13 protein-coding genes are annotated in these 14738 nt (G+C 61.2%); all 13 read left to right on the top strand.

The features are described 5' to 3' along the window. The first annotated feature begins 225 nt into the window (after positions 1-225). The 13 genes from ACSFE6_RS13625 (at position 226) to ACSFE6_RS13685 (ending at position 14735) form a co-directional block, all read left to right on the top strand. Positions 226-645: a YciI family protein gene (locus tag ACSFE6_RS13625; RefSeq protein WP_435428097.1), complete on the top strand. Its 420-nt coding sequence runs from the start codon at positions 226-228 to the stop codon at positions 643-645. 278 nt (positions 646-923) lie between these two features. Beyond that, positions 924-1715 carry a hypothetical protein gene (locus ACSFE6_RS13630; protein WP_435428144.1) on the top strand — a complete coding sequence of 264 codons (792 nt, stop codon included), beginning with the start codon at positions 924-926 and terminating at the stop codon, positions 1713-1715. Positions 1716-1725: 10 nt separating this feature from the next. Then, positions 1726-1905: a hypothetical protein gene (locus ACSFE6_RS13635; protein WP_435428098.1), complete on the top strand. Its 180-nt coding sequence runs from the start codon at positions 1726-1728 to the stop codon at positions 1903-1905. A gap of 12 nt (positions 1906-1917) precedes the next feature. Further along, positions 1918-2865 carry a SphA family protein gene (locus tag ACSFE6_RS13640; protein WP_435428099.1) on the top strand — a complete coding sequence of 316 codons (948 nt, stop codon included), beginning with the start codon at positions 1918-1920 and terminating at the stop codon, positions 2863-2865. A gap of 8 nt (positions 2866-2873) precedes the next feature. After that, positions 2874-3854 carry an AAA family ATPase gene (locus ACSFE6_RS13645; protein ID WP_435428100.1) on the top strand — a complete coding sequence of 327 codons (981 nt, stop codon included), beginning with the start codon at positions 2874-2876 and terminating at the stop codon, positions 3852-3854. After that, the gene (locus ACSFE6_RS13650; RefSeq protein WP_435428101.1) at positions 3854-4798 is read left to right on the top strand and encodes a DUF58 domain-containing protein; all 945 of its coding nucleotides are present in this window, start codon (positions 3854-3856) and stop codon (positions 4796-4798) included. The genes ACSFE6_RS13645 and ACSFE6_RS13650 overlap by 1 nt, the downstream gene beginning before the upstream one ends. Beyond that, positions 4795-5376 carry a DUF4381 domain-containing protein gene (locus ACSFE6_RS13655; protein WP_435428102.1) on the top strand — a complete coding sequence of 194 codons (582 nt, stop codon included), beginning with the start codon at positions 4795-4797 and terminating at the stop codon, positions 5374-5376. The genes ACSFE6_RS13650 and ACSFE6_RS13655 overlap by 4 nt, the downstream gene beginning before the upstream one ends. Further along, positions 5363-6355, top strand: a complete 993-nt coding sequence (locus tag ACSFE6_RS13660; RefSeq protein WP_435428103.1) for a vWA domain-containing protein — start codon at positions 5363-5365, stop codon at positions 6353-6355. Before ACSFE6_RS13655 ends, ACSFE6_RS13660 begins: the two co-directional genes overlap by 14 nt. A 1-nt stretch (position 6356) precedes the next feature. Then, positions 6357-7937 (top strand): VWA domain-containing protein, encoded by a 1581-nt coding sequence (locus tag ACSFE6_RS13665; protein WP_435428104.1) that lies wholly within the window; start codon positions 6357-6359, stop codon positions 7935-7937. Next, entirely contained in the window at positions 7934-9355 is a 1422-nt protein-coding gene (locus ACSFE6_RS13670; protein WP_435428105.1) for a hypothetical protein, read from the top strand. Before ACSFE6_RS13665 ends, ACSFE6_RS13670 begins: the two co-directional genes overlap by 4 nt. Next, on the top strand, positions 9352-10380 hold the full coding sequence (locus ACSFE6_RS13675) for an HAD family hydrolase (protein WP_435428106.1): 1029 nt from the start codon (positions 9352-9354) through the stop codon (positions 10378-10380). Before ACSFE6_RS13670 ends, ACSFE6_RS13675 begins: the two co-directional genes overlap by 4 nt. 73 nt (positions 10381-10453) lie before the next feature. Next, positions 10454-12028, top strand: coding sequence for an arylsulfatase (locus tag ACSFE6_RS13680; RefSeq protein ID WP_435428107.1), 1575 nt, complete (start codon positions 10454-10456; stop codon positions 12026-12028). 193 nt (positions 12029-12221) lie between these two features. Beyond that, a complete protein-coding gene (locus ACSFE6_RS13685) occupies positions 12222-14735 on the top strand; it encodes a fused MFS/spermidine synthase (RefSeq protein ID WP_435428108.1) in 2514 nt (837 codons plus the stop codon). Positions 14736-14738 lie beyond the last annotated feature (3 nt).

Genomic DNA, 14738 nt, shown 5'->3' on the forward strand with positions numbered 1-14738 from the left:
CGGTTCGACATTCACTCATGATTTGCCTGACACACCGCTTTCGCGAGCAGGCTCGCTCCCACAGGGTCACGCCCAAGCCAATAATCGCAACATACTCTGATATCACAACTCAAAATCGTACCCCCCTCACCCACTGCCACCCGGAGTTCATGACGAAAGGTTGTCGATCCAGCCGATGCTCATTCGACTATAACTGAGCCATCCCAATCCAACGGAGACAACACCATGCGCTTCATGATCATCGTAAAAGCCAGCCAGGACTCCGAAGCCGGCATCATGCCCAGCACCGAACTGCTGACCGCCATGGGCAACTACAACGAAGAACTGGCCAAGGCCGGCATCCTCCTCGCCGGCGAAGGCCTGCACCCCAGCAGCAAAGGCGCCCGTGTGCGTTTCTCCGGCGACCAACGCACAGTGATCGACGGCCCTTTCGCCGAAACCAAGGAACTGATCGCCGGTTACTGGCTGTGGCAGGTCAAGTCCAGGGAAGAAGCCATCGAATGGGTCAAGCGCTGCCCGAACCCGATGCCGGGTACTGAGGCCGAGATCGAGATTCGTCAGGTGTTTGAGATGGAGGATTTCGGTGCTGAGCTAACACCGGAGTTGCGGGAGCAGGAAGAGCGGGCGTTTGGGAAAAAGTGCTGAGCATCCAGCCACACATAACGGCAAGCCCGCCATCGCGTTGATACCGATGACGGGCTTTTTGTTTTCCCATCCCCTGATTCACATTAACTTTTTAGTACACAAAAAAATCGAGAACCGTGTACACAAAATCAAAGATTTAACCCCTTCGACTGGCTAACCCCCATTTAGCTGCTAGCTTCAAGTGACGTGTCCTACAGCCTTGATAGCAAAGAGATTACGTCGTAACGGCCGCCAAGTGCCGAGTCGTCCAAGTGAGCCACCAGGGAACCGGGGGAATGATGTCGAACACATTGGGGATGCGCGCCTTTCTTTTGGCCGTTTCGTTTGCGCCTTTCATTTGCGCCCACGCCGACAACGCCGAGACCGCCAACAAGAGCAATAACCCGCTGAACATCGCGCCGGGGATGAGCCTGCAGGATTACTACACCCCGCAATACTACGATTCCAATATCCATACCAATGACCTGCTGGTACGCGGCACGCTGCCGATTGCGCCCAACGATTTCATCGGTGTGCCACAGCTGCTGCGCGCCACCGCGCCGATCAGCACTCGCCCCGATCCGAACGGTGGCTATAGCACCGGTGAAGGCGATCTGAATGTGTTCGATATCTTTCTGCTCAAGACCGAAGGCGTGCAGTTGGGTGTTGGCCCGATGATCACTGCACCCTTCGCCGATCAGGACGAGTTGGGCACCGGCAAGTGGCAGGGTGGCCTGGCTGCCGTGGCGATCGATGCCTCACCGCGTGGCCTGCTGGGCGCGCTCGTGCAGTATCAGAGTTCATTCGCCGGCGATCACGACCGCCCACACGTCGAAACCGCCACTGTGCAGCCCTTGATCATCCACAACCTGGAACACGGCTGGTACCTGCGTTCCACCGGCATCTGGACCTATGACCTGAAGAACGACACCCACTACATCCCACTCGGTTTGGGTGGTGGGAAAGTCTGGAAAGACGGGTCAAATATTCTCAACGTTTTCATCGAGCCGCAGTGGACCGTCGACCACAAGGGCGATGGTCTGCCGCAGTTCACGCTGTACGCCGGCCTCAACGTCACCTTTGGAAAGTGAGGACATTGCCATGCACATCGCTATTCGCGCAGTCGGTTTCAGTCTGATGACCATGTTCGTCAGCTGTGGTGTGGGTGCCCAAAGCCTGGATACCCACCCCGGCAATGTGACAACGCAGCCCAATCTCGAAATCAACAACGGTCAATGGAAAATGCCGTTGCCGATGCCCGTAAACCCACAAAACTCATAAGCGGAGCCCTGCATGTTCAGGCCTTTTGTAGTACACCCTTTTTTGGCCCTGTGCATGCTTGGCGGCAGTCCGCTGGTGATGGCGGCAGAAGGTGGCGGCGGTCGGCCGATGACCGGCCTGCAAGTGTTTTCCAATGCCGGGATCGTTCCGCCGGAACCCGGCTGGGTGATGTCGCTGAGCAGTTTCTGGTACGACGGCGAGCTCAAAGGCAATGCACAAGTGCCGATCGTTGGCGCCCTGAGTACCGGGCTGGACCTGAAGGTGTCCTACACCATGGCCGACTTCACCCATGTCTGGGACACCGGCAAAGGGCGCTGGAACTACGCTTCGGCCATCGGCGTGCCGGTTCAGTACACCGACATTACCGCGAGCATCACCGGACCGCGTGGCAGGACGCTGGGCACCGAGGACACAGCCACCCAATTCGCCGACATGCTGATCACGCCCATCGCCGCCGGTTACCACTTCGACGAGGTCAACCACCTCTCGCTCTCGCTGCCGATCTACGTGCCGACCGGCGCCTACAACGATGATCGCCTGGCCAATGCCGGGCAGAACACCTACACCTTCATGCCCACCGTGGCTTTCACCCACCTCGATGGCAAGGGTGGCGAGTTCACCCTGTCCGGAACGCTTGAGTTCTATACCGAGAACGACGCCACGGACTACCAGAACGGCGACCTCTTTACCCTCGACGCCCTCTGGACCCACGGCTTTGGCAACGGCTGGAACGCCGGTGTGGCCGCCGGTTACATCCAGCAGCTCACCGACGACACCGGGTCTGGTGCCAGCAGTGGCTTTCGCGGGCGTTCAGTGGGTGCCGGGCCGACCTTTGGCTGGCAAGGCAAGTTTGCCGATGCACAGGCCAATTTCAACGCCCGCTGGATCCCGGAGTTCGACACCAAGAACCGGCCCGAAGGCAACGGTTTCAGCGTCAACCTGACCCTGGCGTTTTTCTAGGAGCTTCCATGACCGTACTCAATGATCTCAATGCCCTGCAAGCCAGCATCGCCGAAGCCGTGTTGGGTCAGGATCAGGTGATTCGGCAAATCCTCCTGGGCCTGCTGGCCAACGGGCATTTGTTGCTGGAGAGCTTGCCGGGGCTGGCCAAGACCCGCACGGTCAAGGCGCTGTCCAAGCACCTGGACGCGAAGATGAGCCGCATCCAGTTCACCCCGGACTTGCTGCCCTCGGACATCACCGGTGCTGAGGTGCTGCATCAGGTCGAAGGCAAAAACGAGATCCGCTTCCAGCCCGGTCCCCTGTTCGGCAACCTGATCCTGGCCGACGAAATCAACCGCGCCCCGGCCAAGGTCCAGGCCGCGTTGCTCGAGGCCATGGAAGAACGGCAGATCACCGTGGCCGGCAACAGCCATGCGTTGCCGCCGTTGTTCATCGTGATCGCCACGCAGAACCCGATCGAACAGGAAGGCACTTACCCATTGCCAGAAGCACAAATGGACCGCTTCCTGATGAAAGTGCTGCTCGATTACCCGAGCGCCGAGAACGAAAGCCAGGTACTGCGCCTGTTGCGCGAGGAGGAGCAAACTCTGGGCGCCAAGACCGCTGCGGTACAGGGGTTCGCACTGGCCCAGGACGTGATCTTCGCCGCGCGCCAGGAAGTCAGCGCAGTACACGTTTCCCCGGCCATCGACCGCTACCTGATCGACCTGATCAATGCCACGCGCCACCCCGCCGACTACGACGCCGACCTCGGCCGCTGGATCGCCATTGGCGCCAGCCCCCGTGGCGGCATCAGCCTGGACCGTTGCGCCCGCGCCGATGCGTGGTTGCAGGGGCAGGATTTCGTCTCGCCGGACAACGTGCGCGCCGTGGTGCATCCGGTGCTGCGCCATCGCCTGCAACTGAGTTACGACGCGGTGGCCGACGGCGTGACGGCCGATCAGGTACTCGACCGCTTGCTCGATAAAGTGGCGATTCCTGCCTGATGTTTATGAAGAGAGTTGACGGTCTGGTCTACGTCTCTCTGGCGCAATTGATGGCGCTGGAGTTCAAGGCCCGTGACCTGAGTTTCCTCGCCCGCCAGCCCCAGGGCAGCATTCTCGCCGGCAACCATGCCTCGCGTTTGCGTGGCCGTGGCTTGAATTTCGATGAGTTGCGCCGCTATCAGCCCGGCGATGATCTGCGCCACCTCGACTGGCGCGCATCGCTGCGCAGCGGCAAACCGGTGGTGCGTACCTTTACCGAAGAACGCGACCGCCCGGCGCTGATCCTGGTCGATCAGCGCATGAGCATGTTTTTCGGCTCCCAGCGCAGTTTCAAATCTGCCCTCGCCGCCGAACTCGGTTCGTTGGCGGCCTGGATGGTGTTCAACGCCGGCGACCGGGTCGGCGGACTGGTGTTCAACGACCGGCGCATCGACAGCGTCGCTCCACTGCGCAGCCGCAAACGGATCGAAGCGCTGTGCAGCCGCATCGTCCAGCAGAATCAGGAATTGAGCGCGGCCAGCCCCGACGCTGAAGGCGAAGACCAGCTCGACAAGGTGTTGCAGCAGTGCCTGGCACTGGCCGGGCATGATCACTTGATCTGTATCGTCAGCGACTTTGCCGGCGCCGGTGAGCGTACCTTGCAGCTGATGCGACAGTTGGCGGCGCACAACGACGTCATCGCCATGCAGGTCTACGACCCCATGGCGTTGAACCTGCCGAAAAATGGCCGCTTGCTGGTTACTCAAGGCCAGTTGCAGGTGGAACTGGCGGTGGAGCGTCGGCAGGTACACCAACCGCTGGGCGACTTTCTCGGCGGACGGCTCAAGGACGTCGCCACCCTGCTGCGCCGCAGCCAAGTGCCGTTGATGATGTTCAGCACCGCCACCGAAGCTCACGAACAATTGCGCGCCGAACTGGGCAAGTTGGCCGGGGGACGGCGATGAATCCGAACATCCCGAGCATCGATCAACTCAAGGAATTAGCCCTGCCTGCGCCAGTCAGTTACGCGCCGCAGACCTGGGGTTGGTGGGTTCTGCTCGGATTGTTCCTGCTAAGCGCTTTAGTCATCGCCGCCCGACGTTACTGGCAATGGCGCCGTGATCGCTATCGGCGTGAGGCGTTGGTGCGGTTGGCGCAGTTGCAAAAACGCAGTGATGATTTGAGTGCATTGCGCGAATTGCCTGAGCTGCTCAAACGCACCGCCATCTCCATGCCAAACAAATATTCCCCTGTGGGAGCGAGCCTGCTCGCGAAGGCGGTCCAACATTCAACATCCAAGGTGCCTGACACATCACTTTCGCGAGCAGGCTCGCTCCCACAGGTGACAGGGCTTGGCGGGAGAGACTGGCAAAACTTTCTTCAAGCACACGTTAAACAACCCCTGCCCGCCGACTTCAGCCAACAACTCGCACTGCTGGCCTACGCCCCGGAAGCCACCCTGCGCGCCCTCCCCGCCGAACAACGCCAACACCTGTTCGACACCTGCAAACTCTGGGTGGAGCATCATCATGTGGCAGCTTGATTACCCCTGGCTGCTGCTACTGCTGCCATTGCCATTTTTTGGTTACCGCTACCTGCCCGACTACCGCGAAGCCCGCAGTGCGGTGCGGGTGCCGTTCTTTGCGGCGATGAGCCGTGCGGTAGGCCAGGCGCCAAGTCAGGCCGGCACCCGCAGCAACCGCTGGCAGTTGCTGTTGAACCTGCTGGTGTGGGTGTTGTTGCTGGTGGCGGCGGCCCGGCCGGTGTACGTGGAAAAACCCATCGAACGCCAGCAACCGGTACGCGACCTGATGCTGGCCATCGACCTGTCACAGTCCATGGAAACCACCGACTTCACCGACGCCAGTGGCCAGAAAATCAATCGCCTGGCCGCGGTGAAGGACGTGGTGCATGGCTTTATCGACAAGCGCAAAGAAGATCGTCTCGGCCTGATCGTGTTCGGCAGCGGTGCCTATCCGCAAGCGCCGCTGACCCTCGATCACGCCAGCCTGTCGCTGTTGCTCGACGACACCGGCATCGGCATGGCCGGCCCGAACACCGCGATCGGCGATGCCATCGGTTTGAGCCTCAAGCTGCTGGAGCAGGCCAAGGAAGAGGAAAAAGTCGTGATCCTGCTCACCGATGGCAATGACACCAGCAGCGCCATCACCCCGGATCACGCCGCCGCCATGGCGGCCGCCAAAGGCGTGGTGATTCACACCATCGGCATTGGCGACCCGCAGGCGTCCGGCGAAGCCAAGGTCAACCTCGACAGCTTGCAACAGATTGCCGAAGCCACCGGCGGCAAATTCTTCCGCGCCGAAGACCGCAATGCACTGAACGAGGTCTACAGCACTCTCGACACGCTGACGCCGCATCAGGTCAAGACCCTCAGCCATCAGCCGAAAAAAGATCTGTTCTGGTGGCCGCTGGGGGCAGCGATTGCGCTGCTGGCGATCTATCACCTGGGCGCGCTGCTGCGCCCACACCTGTCCCTTGCGCGTCAACGGCAGGAGGCCTGAGATGGAGATCAACCTCAGCGACTTCCACTTCCTGCGCCCACTGTGGCTGTTGCTGCTGCCTTTCGCCGCCCTGCTGCCACTGATCTGGCGCCGCAGTCGCGACCTGCAGCGGCGTCTGCGCGGCAACATCGCCGAGCACTTGCTGCCACACCTGCTGATTACTCCGCAGGACCGCCAATGGCTGCGCCCGGTGCATCTGGTTTGCGCACTGTTGATCGCCGGCGCCCTGGCCGCCGCCGGACCGACCTGGGAACAGGATCGGCCGGATTTTCTGGAAAACCGTGCGCCGCTGATCCTTGCCATTGACCTTTCGCCGTCGATGGACGCCACCGATGTGCAACCGACACGCCTGGAAGCCGCCAAACACAAAGTCCATGACCTGATCCAGCGCCGCGCCGGCGCGCGCAATGCCCTGATCGCCTACGCCGGCAGCGCGCACCTGGTGTTGCCGCCGACCGATGACCCGGCCTTGCTCGATACCTTCATCCAGGCCCTGGCTACCAACCTGATCGACAAACCGGGGAAAAATGTTGGTGCGGTCATCGATCAGGCCAAGCGTCTGCTGGCCGCCGAAAAATCCCCCGGCACCTTGCTGCTGATCACTGACGGCGCCGACACTTCGACACTGGCCGGCCTCGATAAACAACTGGATGGCAGCGACCTGCAGGTGCTGATCCTGGCCGTCGGCAACGAGGACGGCGGCATCATCCGCGATGCCAGCGGCCAGCCACGCACCGACAGCAACGGGCGTCCGGAACTGGGCAGTTTCGATCAGGCGGCGCTCAAGCAGCTTGCATCGGCACTGGATGCGCCGTTGGGCAGCCTGACGCTCAATGGCGACGATCTGGATTGGGTGGACCTGCACGCCCAACAACACTTCCAAAGCGCCAGCGATGAACAGCGCGAATTGCATTGGAAAGACGCCGGCTATTGGCTGTGCTGGCCGCTGCTGTTGATTGCCTTCTTCAGTGTGCGCAAGGGTTGGAGCCTGAACTGGATGCCCGGTTTGCTGTTGGCCGTCGGCCTGGGCATGCAGCCGACTCCGGCACAGGCCAACGCCCTTACCGATGCCTTTTTCACCCCAGACCAGCAAGGTCGCTGGGCTTTCGAACATGAACACTTCCCCCAGGCCGCCGCGCATTTTTCCGACCCGTACTGGAAAGGCATCGCCGCCTACAACGCCGCCGATTTCGACCTGGCGCTGGCCAGCTTCGCCCGCCTGCAAACACCCCAGGCGTATTTCTATCTGGGCAACATTTATGTGCGTCGCTTCAAGTTCGACCAGGCCATTGCCGCCTACACCCAGGCGCTGAAGCTGCAACCGCAATTCCCTGAAGCCACGGCCAACCTCGCCCTGGCCATCGCCTTGCAGAAAGACACCGAAAGCGCCGAACAGAACGCCCCCGAAACCAAACCCGACGAAATCAAAATGGACAAGGCACCGGGCAAGGGCCAGAGCAAATCCCTGGTCACCCAACAGGCGGCGTCGGATGAGCAGTGGTTGCAGAACCTGAGCACATCGCCGGCGAAATTCCTCAAACAGAAGTTCAGTTTGCAGGATCAGTTGGGGGCCAGGCCATGATCAGTCTGCTAAACCGAGTCGCTCCCATCGCTGGCAAGCCAGCTCCCACATGTTCCGGATTGTTCACAAAAACCTGTGGGAGCTGGCTTGCCAGCGATAGCGCCAGATCGATCACCACAGCATTTGGCACCTTGCTCGCTGTTCTGATAAGCACCTGCACCATCGCCGCCGAACCCGAACTGCGCGTCCAGGCCACCCTGCAACCCGCCACCTCCCCCATGGTCGGCAGCGTTGTCCAACTGCAACTCGACATCCTCACCGACACCTGGTTCACCGACGCTCCCGCCCTGCCCGACCTGAAGTTGCCGGGGGCGCTGGTCATGCCACCGGACGGCCATGCCGAACACCTGAATCAAACGCTCGACGGCAAGTCGTTCAGCGGCATGCGCTTCAGCTACCTGATCACGCCGAATGTGGCGCAAGGCTTTGACATCCCAGCCCTCACCGTTCGCAGCACTCCGGGCCAGGCCACCACGGAACTGAGTGCGCAAAGCCAACCGCTGCACTTCACAGCAACGCAACCGCCGGGGTTCAAGTCCGGGGAGCCGGTGCTGGTGGCGCAGAGTCTGCGTTTCACCCAGAAACTCATCAAACCGGATTCGCCATTGAAAGTCGGCGACAGCCTCACCCGACAATTGACCCTGCAAGCCGACGGCGCCCTGGCCATGTCATTGCCGACGCCAGGACTGGGCGATGTCAGCGGCCTTAGTCGCTACCCGAAAAACCCGCAGGTCAGCACCCTGGACGATGGCCGTGGCCACTTCACCGGTGGCCAGCGCATCGACAGCGTGACGTACCGGATCGACCGCGAAGGCCATTACACCTTGCCTGCCATCGAAGTGAAATGGTGGAACAGCGGCAGCCAACAGACCCACACCGCGCAAGTCCCCGCCATGGAATTCGACGCCGTGGCCAACAACGCTTATCGGCCAGTGTTCTCGATCAGCGAGGACCTGAAAAAACACGGCCAGCAAAACCTGCACCTGTCGGGATTTGCCCTTGGCCTGCTGGCACTGTTGTCGGGCGCGGCAGTGCTCATATGGTTGGCGCGGCCACTGGTGCATCGCGCCTACCTCGGCTGGCAGGCCCGGCGTCGCGCCCGGCACCTGGCCTGGCTGCAATCGGCCGACTACGCCTGGCGGCAGATCCCGCCACAGCTGGATGGCAAACCGCCACAGTTCAGCGCCCTCTACCTCTGGACCCGCCGCACCCGCAACGGCCTGAAACTGACCGGCCTCGGCCCGCGCCTGCAAGCTTTGCTGCGCGCCTGTTACGGCCGTGAACCGAGCAAAGATCAAGCATTGCAACAACTCAAGGAATCCTTGACTACGCTGCATAGTCGGGTCGAACACAACAGAGAATCAATTGCTCCCGCATTGCGTCCACTGAACCCTGTACACGAGAAGGATTTTCCATGATGAACCCGATATCGATCCGCCAGCATCACGGATTGAAGTTTTTGCTGACGCTCGCACTGAGCCTGCCCCTGCTGGTGCAGGCAGCCGAGCCGTTGCCTTCATGGAACGACGGCCCGTCGAAAAAGCACATCATCGAGTTCGTCCAGGCCGTGACCGACCAGAGCAGCAAGGACTTCGTCAAACCCGAAGACCGCATCGCCGTGTTCGATAACGACGGGACCTTGTGGAGCGAGCAACCGATGTACTTCGAGGTGCTGTTCGCCCTCGATGAAGTCAAGCGCACCGCAGCGCAGCACCCGGAATGGAAGACCACCCAGCCATTCCAGGCCGTGCTGGAAAACGATCACAAGGCACTGGCGGCGACCGGCATGGACGGCCTGATGAAAATCATCGCCGTGACCCACAGCGGCATGACCACTGAAGCCTTCGACGACTATGCCAAGACCTGGCTGAGTCAGGCGCGCCACCCGAAAACCGGCAAACCCTACACCGAGATGATCTTCCAGCCGATGCTGGAAATGCTCGACTACCTGCGCAGCCAGGACTTCAAGACTTACATCGTTTCCGGCGGCGACACCGGCTTCATGCGCGCCTTCGCTGAAAAGGTCTACGGCATTCCACCCGAGCAAGTGATCGGCACTACGTTTGTCACCACGTTTGATTACAAGGATGGCAAGGCATCGATCCAGCGCACGCCGAAACTGGCGCACAACGACGACGGGCCGGGCAAGCCGGTGAGCATTGACGCCGTGATAGGACGCCGACCGATTCTGGCCTTCGGCAACTCCGATGGCGACCTGCAAATGTTGCAGTGGACCGCCGCCGGGCCAGGCAAACGATTCATGGGGCTGGTGCATCACACCGACGCCAAACGCGAATGGGCTTACGACCGGGAATCGCATATCGGTCAACTGGACAAAGCCCTGGACGAAGCCAAAAACCGTGGCTGGACCGTGGTGGACATGGCCGCCGAATGGCGCCGGATCTACCCCTTCGATGCCGCCGCAACCGAGCAAGTGCAATAAAAAAACGTAACGCAGGACCGCAATGAACGTTTGTCGCACCGAGCGACTTAAGTTAAGTAAAGGAGCAAGTCATATGACTGGCATACGCAAATGGTTACCGAAGGCGGCCTTGCTGGCGGCTTCGGTCATGGCGTTCTCGGCGACAGCCGGGGCCGCTGACAAACCCAACATCCTTGTCATTTTCGGCGACGACATCGGCCAGACCAACATCAGCGCCTACTCTTTCGGCGTGGTCGGCTACAAGACGCCCAACATCGACCGCATCGCCAAAGAAGGCATGATGTTCACCGACTACTACGCGGAGAACAGCTGCACGGCCGGGCGTTCGACCTTCATTACCGGACAGTCCGCGCTTCGCACGGGCCTGTCCAAAGTCGGCATGCCAGGCGCGTCGGTCGGCTTGCAAGCCAGAGACGTGACCATTGCCCAGGCGCTCAAAGCCAAAGGCTATGCAACGGGTCAGTTCGGCAAGAACCACTTGGGGGACAAGGACGAATACCTGCCCACCAACCATGGTTTCGATGAATTTTTCGGCAACCTTTACCACCTCAATGCCGAAGAGGAACCAGAGCGCCCTTATTGGCCGAAGGATGACAAAGAATTCGTCAAGGCGGCCTCTCCTCGCGGCGTGATCCACAGCTTTGCCGATGGCAAGATCGAAGACACCGGCCCGCTGAACAAAAAGCGCATGGAAACCATCGACGACGAAACCACGGCGGCCGCCCAGGCGTTCATCGAGAAACAGGCCAAGGCGGACAAACCGTTCTTCGTCTGGATGAACACCACCCGCATGCATGCCTTCACTCACGTGCGTGAATCCATGCAGGGGCAAAGCGGCATGGTGGGCAACGAGTATGCCGACGGCATGCTCGAGCATGACGGCGACGTCGGCAAACTGCTCAAAACCCTGGATGACCTGAAAATCACCGACAACACCATCGTGGTCTACACCACTGACAACGGCCCGAACCAATGGTCCTGGCCGGACGCGGCAACCACTCCGTTCCGTAACGAGAAAAACTCGAACTGGGAAGGGGCTTACCGGGTTCCGGCGATGATCCGCTGGCCGGGCCACGTCAAGCCTGGCGAAGTGTCGAACCAGATGTTCTCCGGAATGGACTGGTTCCCGACCTTGCTGGCGGCTGTCGGCGATACCGATATCAAGGAACGCCTGCTCAAGGGAGCGGATGTTGGCGGGAAGAACTTCAAGGTGCATCTGGACGGTTTCAACCAGTTGGATTACCTGACTGGCAAGACCGACAAGAGTGCCCGTACCGAGTACTTCTATTTTAACGATGATGGCGTACTGGTGAACATGCGTTACAACGACTGGAAGATCGTCTTCTGCGAGCAGCGTGCTCCCGGTGGTCTGAAGGTATGGAGCGAACCGTTCACGTGCCTGCGCGTGCCTAAAATCTTCAACCTGCGGATGGACCCATACGAACGCGCCGATGTCGTGTCTGACCAATACTATGATTGGCTGACCAAGAACGACTATCTGATTTTCGATGGCGTGCGCAGATCGGCGGCCTTCCTGCAGACCTTCGTCGACTACCCGCCTAGCCAGAAGCCAGCGAGCTTCAGTGTCGACCAGATCCGCGAGGAAGTTGACAAGAAAATCGAAGAGAAAATGAAAAACGCCAAGTAAGACCGCTCGACCGCCGCTCGCCGTCATCGGCGAGCGGCCTTATTTTCCACTGGAGACTGCGTCAACTTCATTCGCGAGCAGGCTCGCTCCCACAGGGATTTTTGATGCACCAAAGATCTACTGTGGGAGCGAGCCTGCTCGCGAAGAGGCCGGTACAGTCGCAGATGTTTTAACCGGAACAAGGCAATCAGCAATGTCCTCACGTGTCGCCAGCAAGTCGTCGGCCATACCCACCACCCACGCCGCCTCCCCGGCGCTGTTGATCCCCGCCCTGTTGCTGTTCGTCTCCGGTGCCGCGGCATTGGTGTATCAGGTGCTGTGGATCAAACAGCTATCACTGGTGGTGGGCGTCGAGGTGTACGCCATCACCACCGGGATCAGCGCATTTTTTGCGGGTCTGGCCTTGGGTGGCTTGGTCTTCGGCCGCTGGGCCGACCGCTTGCAGCAACCAGTTCTGCTGTACGCCGGGCTGGAAGTGCTGGTGGCGATACTGGGTGTCGGCGCGACCGTTGCGATGAGCCTGGCGGCCAGCCCATTTGCCTGGCTGGAACAACACATCGGCCTGCTGGCCTGGGTGTTGCCGTTCGCGCTGGTCGGTATTCCCGCGCTGCTGATGGGCGGCACCCTGCCGGTGCTGGTGCGTTCCCTGGCGGCCGATCCGCAACAACTGGGCAAGGCCGGTGGTCACCTCTACGCGGCAAACACCGCCGGCGCCATCGCCGGAACGTTGCTCGCCGCTTTCGTGCTGATTGCCACCCTCGGCGTTCGCGGCAGCGCCTTGGCCGCCGCAATGCTCAACCTGCTGGCGGCCGCCGGAGCCCTTTGGTTTCAGCGTCAGCGTCCGCTTCCGCAAGACGCACCCGCCAGGCACCACGCCGACAAGGCGCCGGATCGCCTGGCACTGTGGCTCTATTCGATTGCCGGTGGCGTGGCCCTCGGTTACGAAGTGGTCTGGTCGCAATCCATCGTGCAGTTCATGAGCACCCGCACCTACGCCTTCGCCGTGGTATTGGCGACCTACCTCACCGGTCTGTTTCTCGGTAGCGCCCTGCTCGCCCGCCGGGTCGATCGCCTGCGCGATCCCTGGGGCGTCTTCGGTTTGCTGATTGCCGGTGCCGGGCTGGTGGCATTGCTGGAAATCGCCCTGCTCGGGCGCTGGTTGGTCCTCGCGCAAAGCGTGGTCGAAGCCTGGGTCCTGTCGCTGGGCGGCAGTGAACTGGTGGGCATGAGCGCTCGCTTTGCGGTGGCGGCCTTGAGCATTGTGTTCGTGCCGACCGTGCTGCTCGGTGCAGCGTTCCCCGTGGCCCTGCGCTTGAGCGTCGGTCGCGACCATGTGGGGCGCAACGTCGGTGAGGTGGTGGCATTCAATACCTTGGGCGGGATCATCGGCGTGATGCTCTGCGGGTTTGTGCTGATTCCGCTGCTGGGACTGGTGCGCACGTTGGGATTGCTGGCGATCATCGCCGCCGGTATCGGTTACTTTGCGGTGCGCAAAGGTCATGGGGTCAAGAAAGGCCGACGCCAGGGCGTAATCGCAGTCGGCCTGCTGTCAGTGGCCGTGGCCCTGCTGACGCCGGTGGACAAGCTCGCCAGCCTGCTGCCCGGCGCGCGTAACGCGACCCTGGCCTTTTACGAGGAAGGACGCGGCGGCACCGTCGCCGTGGTGACCCAAGGCAAAGGACAAAAAGCCTTCCAGCGCTTGTATATCCAGGGCGTATCGAACACCGGCGACGCCATGCCGTCCCTGCGCTACATGCGCATCCAGGCGTTGTTGCCGCTATTGATCCACAACGCCGAGCCACGTTCGGCGCTGGTGATCGGCTTTGGCACCGGCATCACGGCCGGCGCCCTGACCCGCTATCCGGGCCTGGAGCATCGCGTTGTCGCCGAGCTGCTGCCGTCGGTGGTCAAGGCCGCGCCGTTGTTCAAGGGTAATTTCAATGCCGCTGCTGATCCGAGCGTCGATGTGCGCCTGCGTGACGGTCGCCAGGAACTGCTGCGCAATCCGCAACGCTACGACCTGATCACGCTGGAGCCACCACCACCTTCCGCTGCCGGCGTGGTCAACCTGTACTCCCGTGACTTTTACCAATTGGCCGCCAATCGCTTGCAGAAACAAGGCCTGGTCGCCCAGTGGCTGCCGCTGCCGACCCAGAACATCGACGACTCGCGCTCGCTGGTGCGCAGCTTCCTCGATGTCTTCCCCTACGCCACCCTGTGGACCAGCGAGTTCCACGAGATGCTATTGGTGGGGTCGCTGGAGCCGATCGAACTGGATGCCGCGAAAATCAACCAGCGCTTCCAGCAGGACAGCGTGCGCAGCACCTTGCAGGATGTCGGTATCGGCTCCGCCGCCGCGCTGCTCGCGACTTGGGTGACCGATCGCGCCGGCCTGGAACGCTTCGCCGCCGATGCGCAACCGGTGACCGACGATCAACCGCGCATCGAGTACGCACCCTGGGTCCGGGCCAAGGAAATCACCCGGGTGCTGCCGGCGCTGCTCGACCTGCACACCGCCCCGCCGCTGGTGAATGCCGACGCGGGCTTCAATGAGCGCATGAACGTGCACCGTCAGCGCCTGATGCAGTTCTATCGGGCGAGCCTGCATGCCTATGACGGCGACCGTGATGCCTGGGGGCGGGATATACGCGAGGTCATGGCCGGGGATGGAGGGAATCCGTATTACCGGTGGTTTGTCGGGCAGTGATCG

The organism is Pseudomonas baetica (assembly GCF_051216495.1).
Taxonomy (GTDB): domain Bacteria; phylum Pseudomonadota; class Gammaproteobacteria; order Pseudomonadales; family Pseudomonadaceae; genus Aquipseudomonas; species Aquipseudomonas baetica_B.

What these genes read in the sequence shown, in the direction of transcription:
- ACSFE6_RS13625 (WP_435428097.1), top strand. Translation starts at nt 226, where the DNA reads ATGCGCTTCATGATCATCGTAAAAGCCAGCCAGGACTCCGAAGCCGGC.
- ACSFE6_RS13630 (WP_435428144.1), top strand. Translation starts at nt 924, where the DNA reads ATGTCGAACACATTGGGGATGCGCGCCTTTCTTTTGGCCGTTTCGTTT.
- ACSFE6_RS13635 (WP_435428098.1), top strand. Translation starts at nt 1,726, where the DNA reads ATGCACATCGCTATTCGCGCAGTCGGTTTCAGTCTGATGACCATGTTC.
- ACSFE6_RS13640 (WP_435428099.1), top strand. Translation starts at nt 1,918, where the DNA reads ATGTTCAGGCCTTTTGTAGTACACCCTTTTTTGGCCCTGTGCATGCTT.
- ACSFE6_RS13645 (WP_435428100.1), top strand. Translation starts at nt 2,874, where the DNA reads ATGACCGTACTCAATGATCTCAATGCCCTGCAAGCCAGCATCGCCGAA.
- ACSFE6_RS13650 (WP_435428101.1), top strand. Translation starts at nt 3,854, where the DNA reads ATGTTTATGAAGAGAGTTGACGGTCTGGTCTACGTCTCTCTGGCGCAA.
- ACSFE6_RS13655 (WP_435428102.1), top strand. Translation starts at nt 4,795, where the DNA reads ATGAATCCGAACATCCCGAGCATCGATCAACTCAAGGAATTAGCCCTG.
- ACSFE6_RS13660 (WP_435428103.1), top strand. Translation starts at nt 5,363, where the DNA reads ATGTGGCAGCTTGATTACCCCTGGCTGCTGCTACTGCTGCCATTGCCA.
- ACSFE6_RS13665 (WP_435428104.1), top strand. Translation starts at nt 6,357, where the DNA reads ATGGAGATCAACCTCAGCGACTTCCACTTCCTGCGCCCACTGTGGCTG.
- ACSFE6_RS13670 (WP_435428105.1), top strand. Translation starts at nt 7,934, where the DNA reads ATGATCAGTCTGCTAAACCGAGTCGCTCCCATCGCTGGCAAGCCAGCT.
- ACSFE6_RS13675 (WP_435428106.1), top strand. Translation starts at nt 9,352, where the DNA reads ATGATGAACCCGATATCGATCCGCCAGCATCACGGATTGAAGTTTTTG.
- ACSFE6_RS13680 (WP_435428107.1), top strand. Translation starts at nt 10,454, where the DNA reads ATGACTGGCATACGCAAATGGTTACCGAAGGCGGCCTTGCTGGCGGCT.
- ACSFE6_RS13685 (WP_435428108.1), top strand. Translation starts at nt 12,222, where the DNA reads ATGTCCTCACGTGTCGCCAGCAAGTCGTCGGCCATACCCACCACCCAC.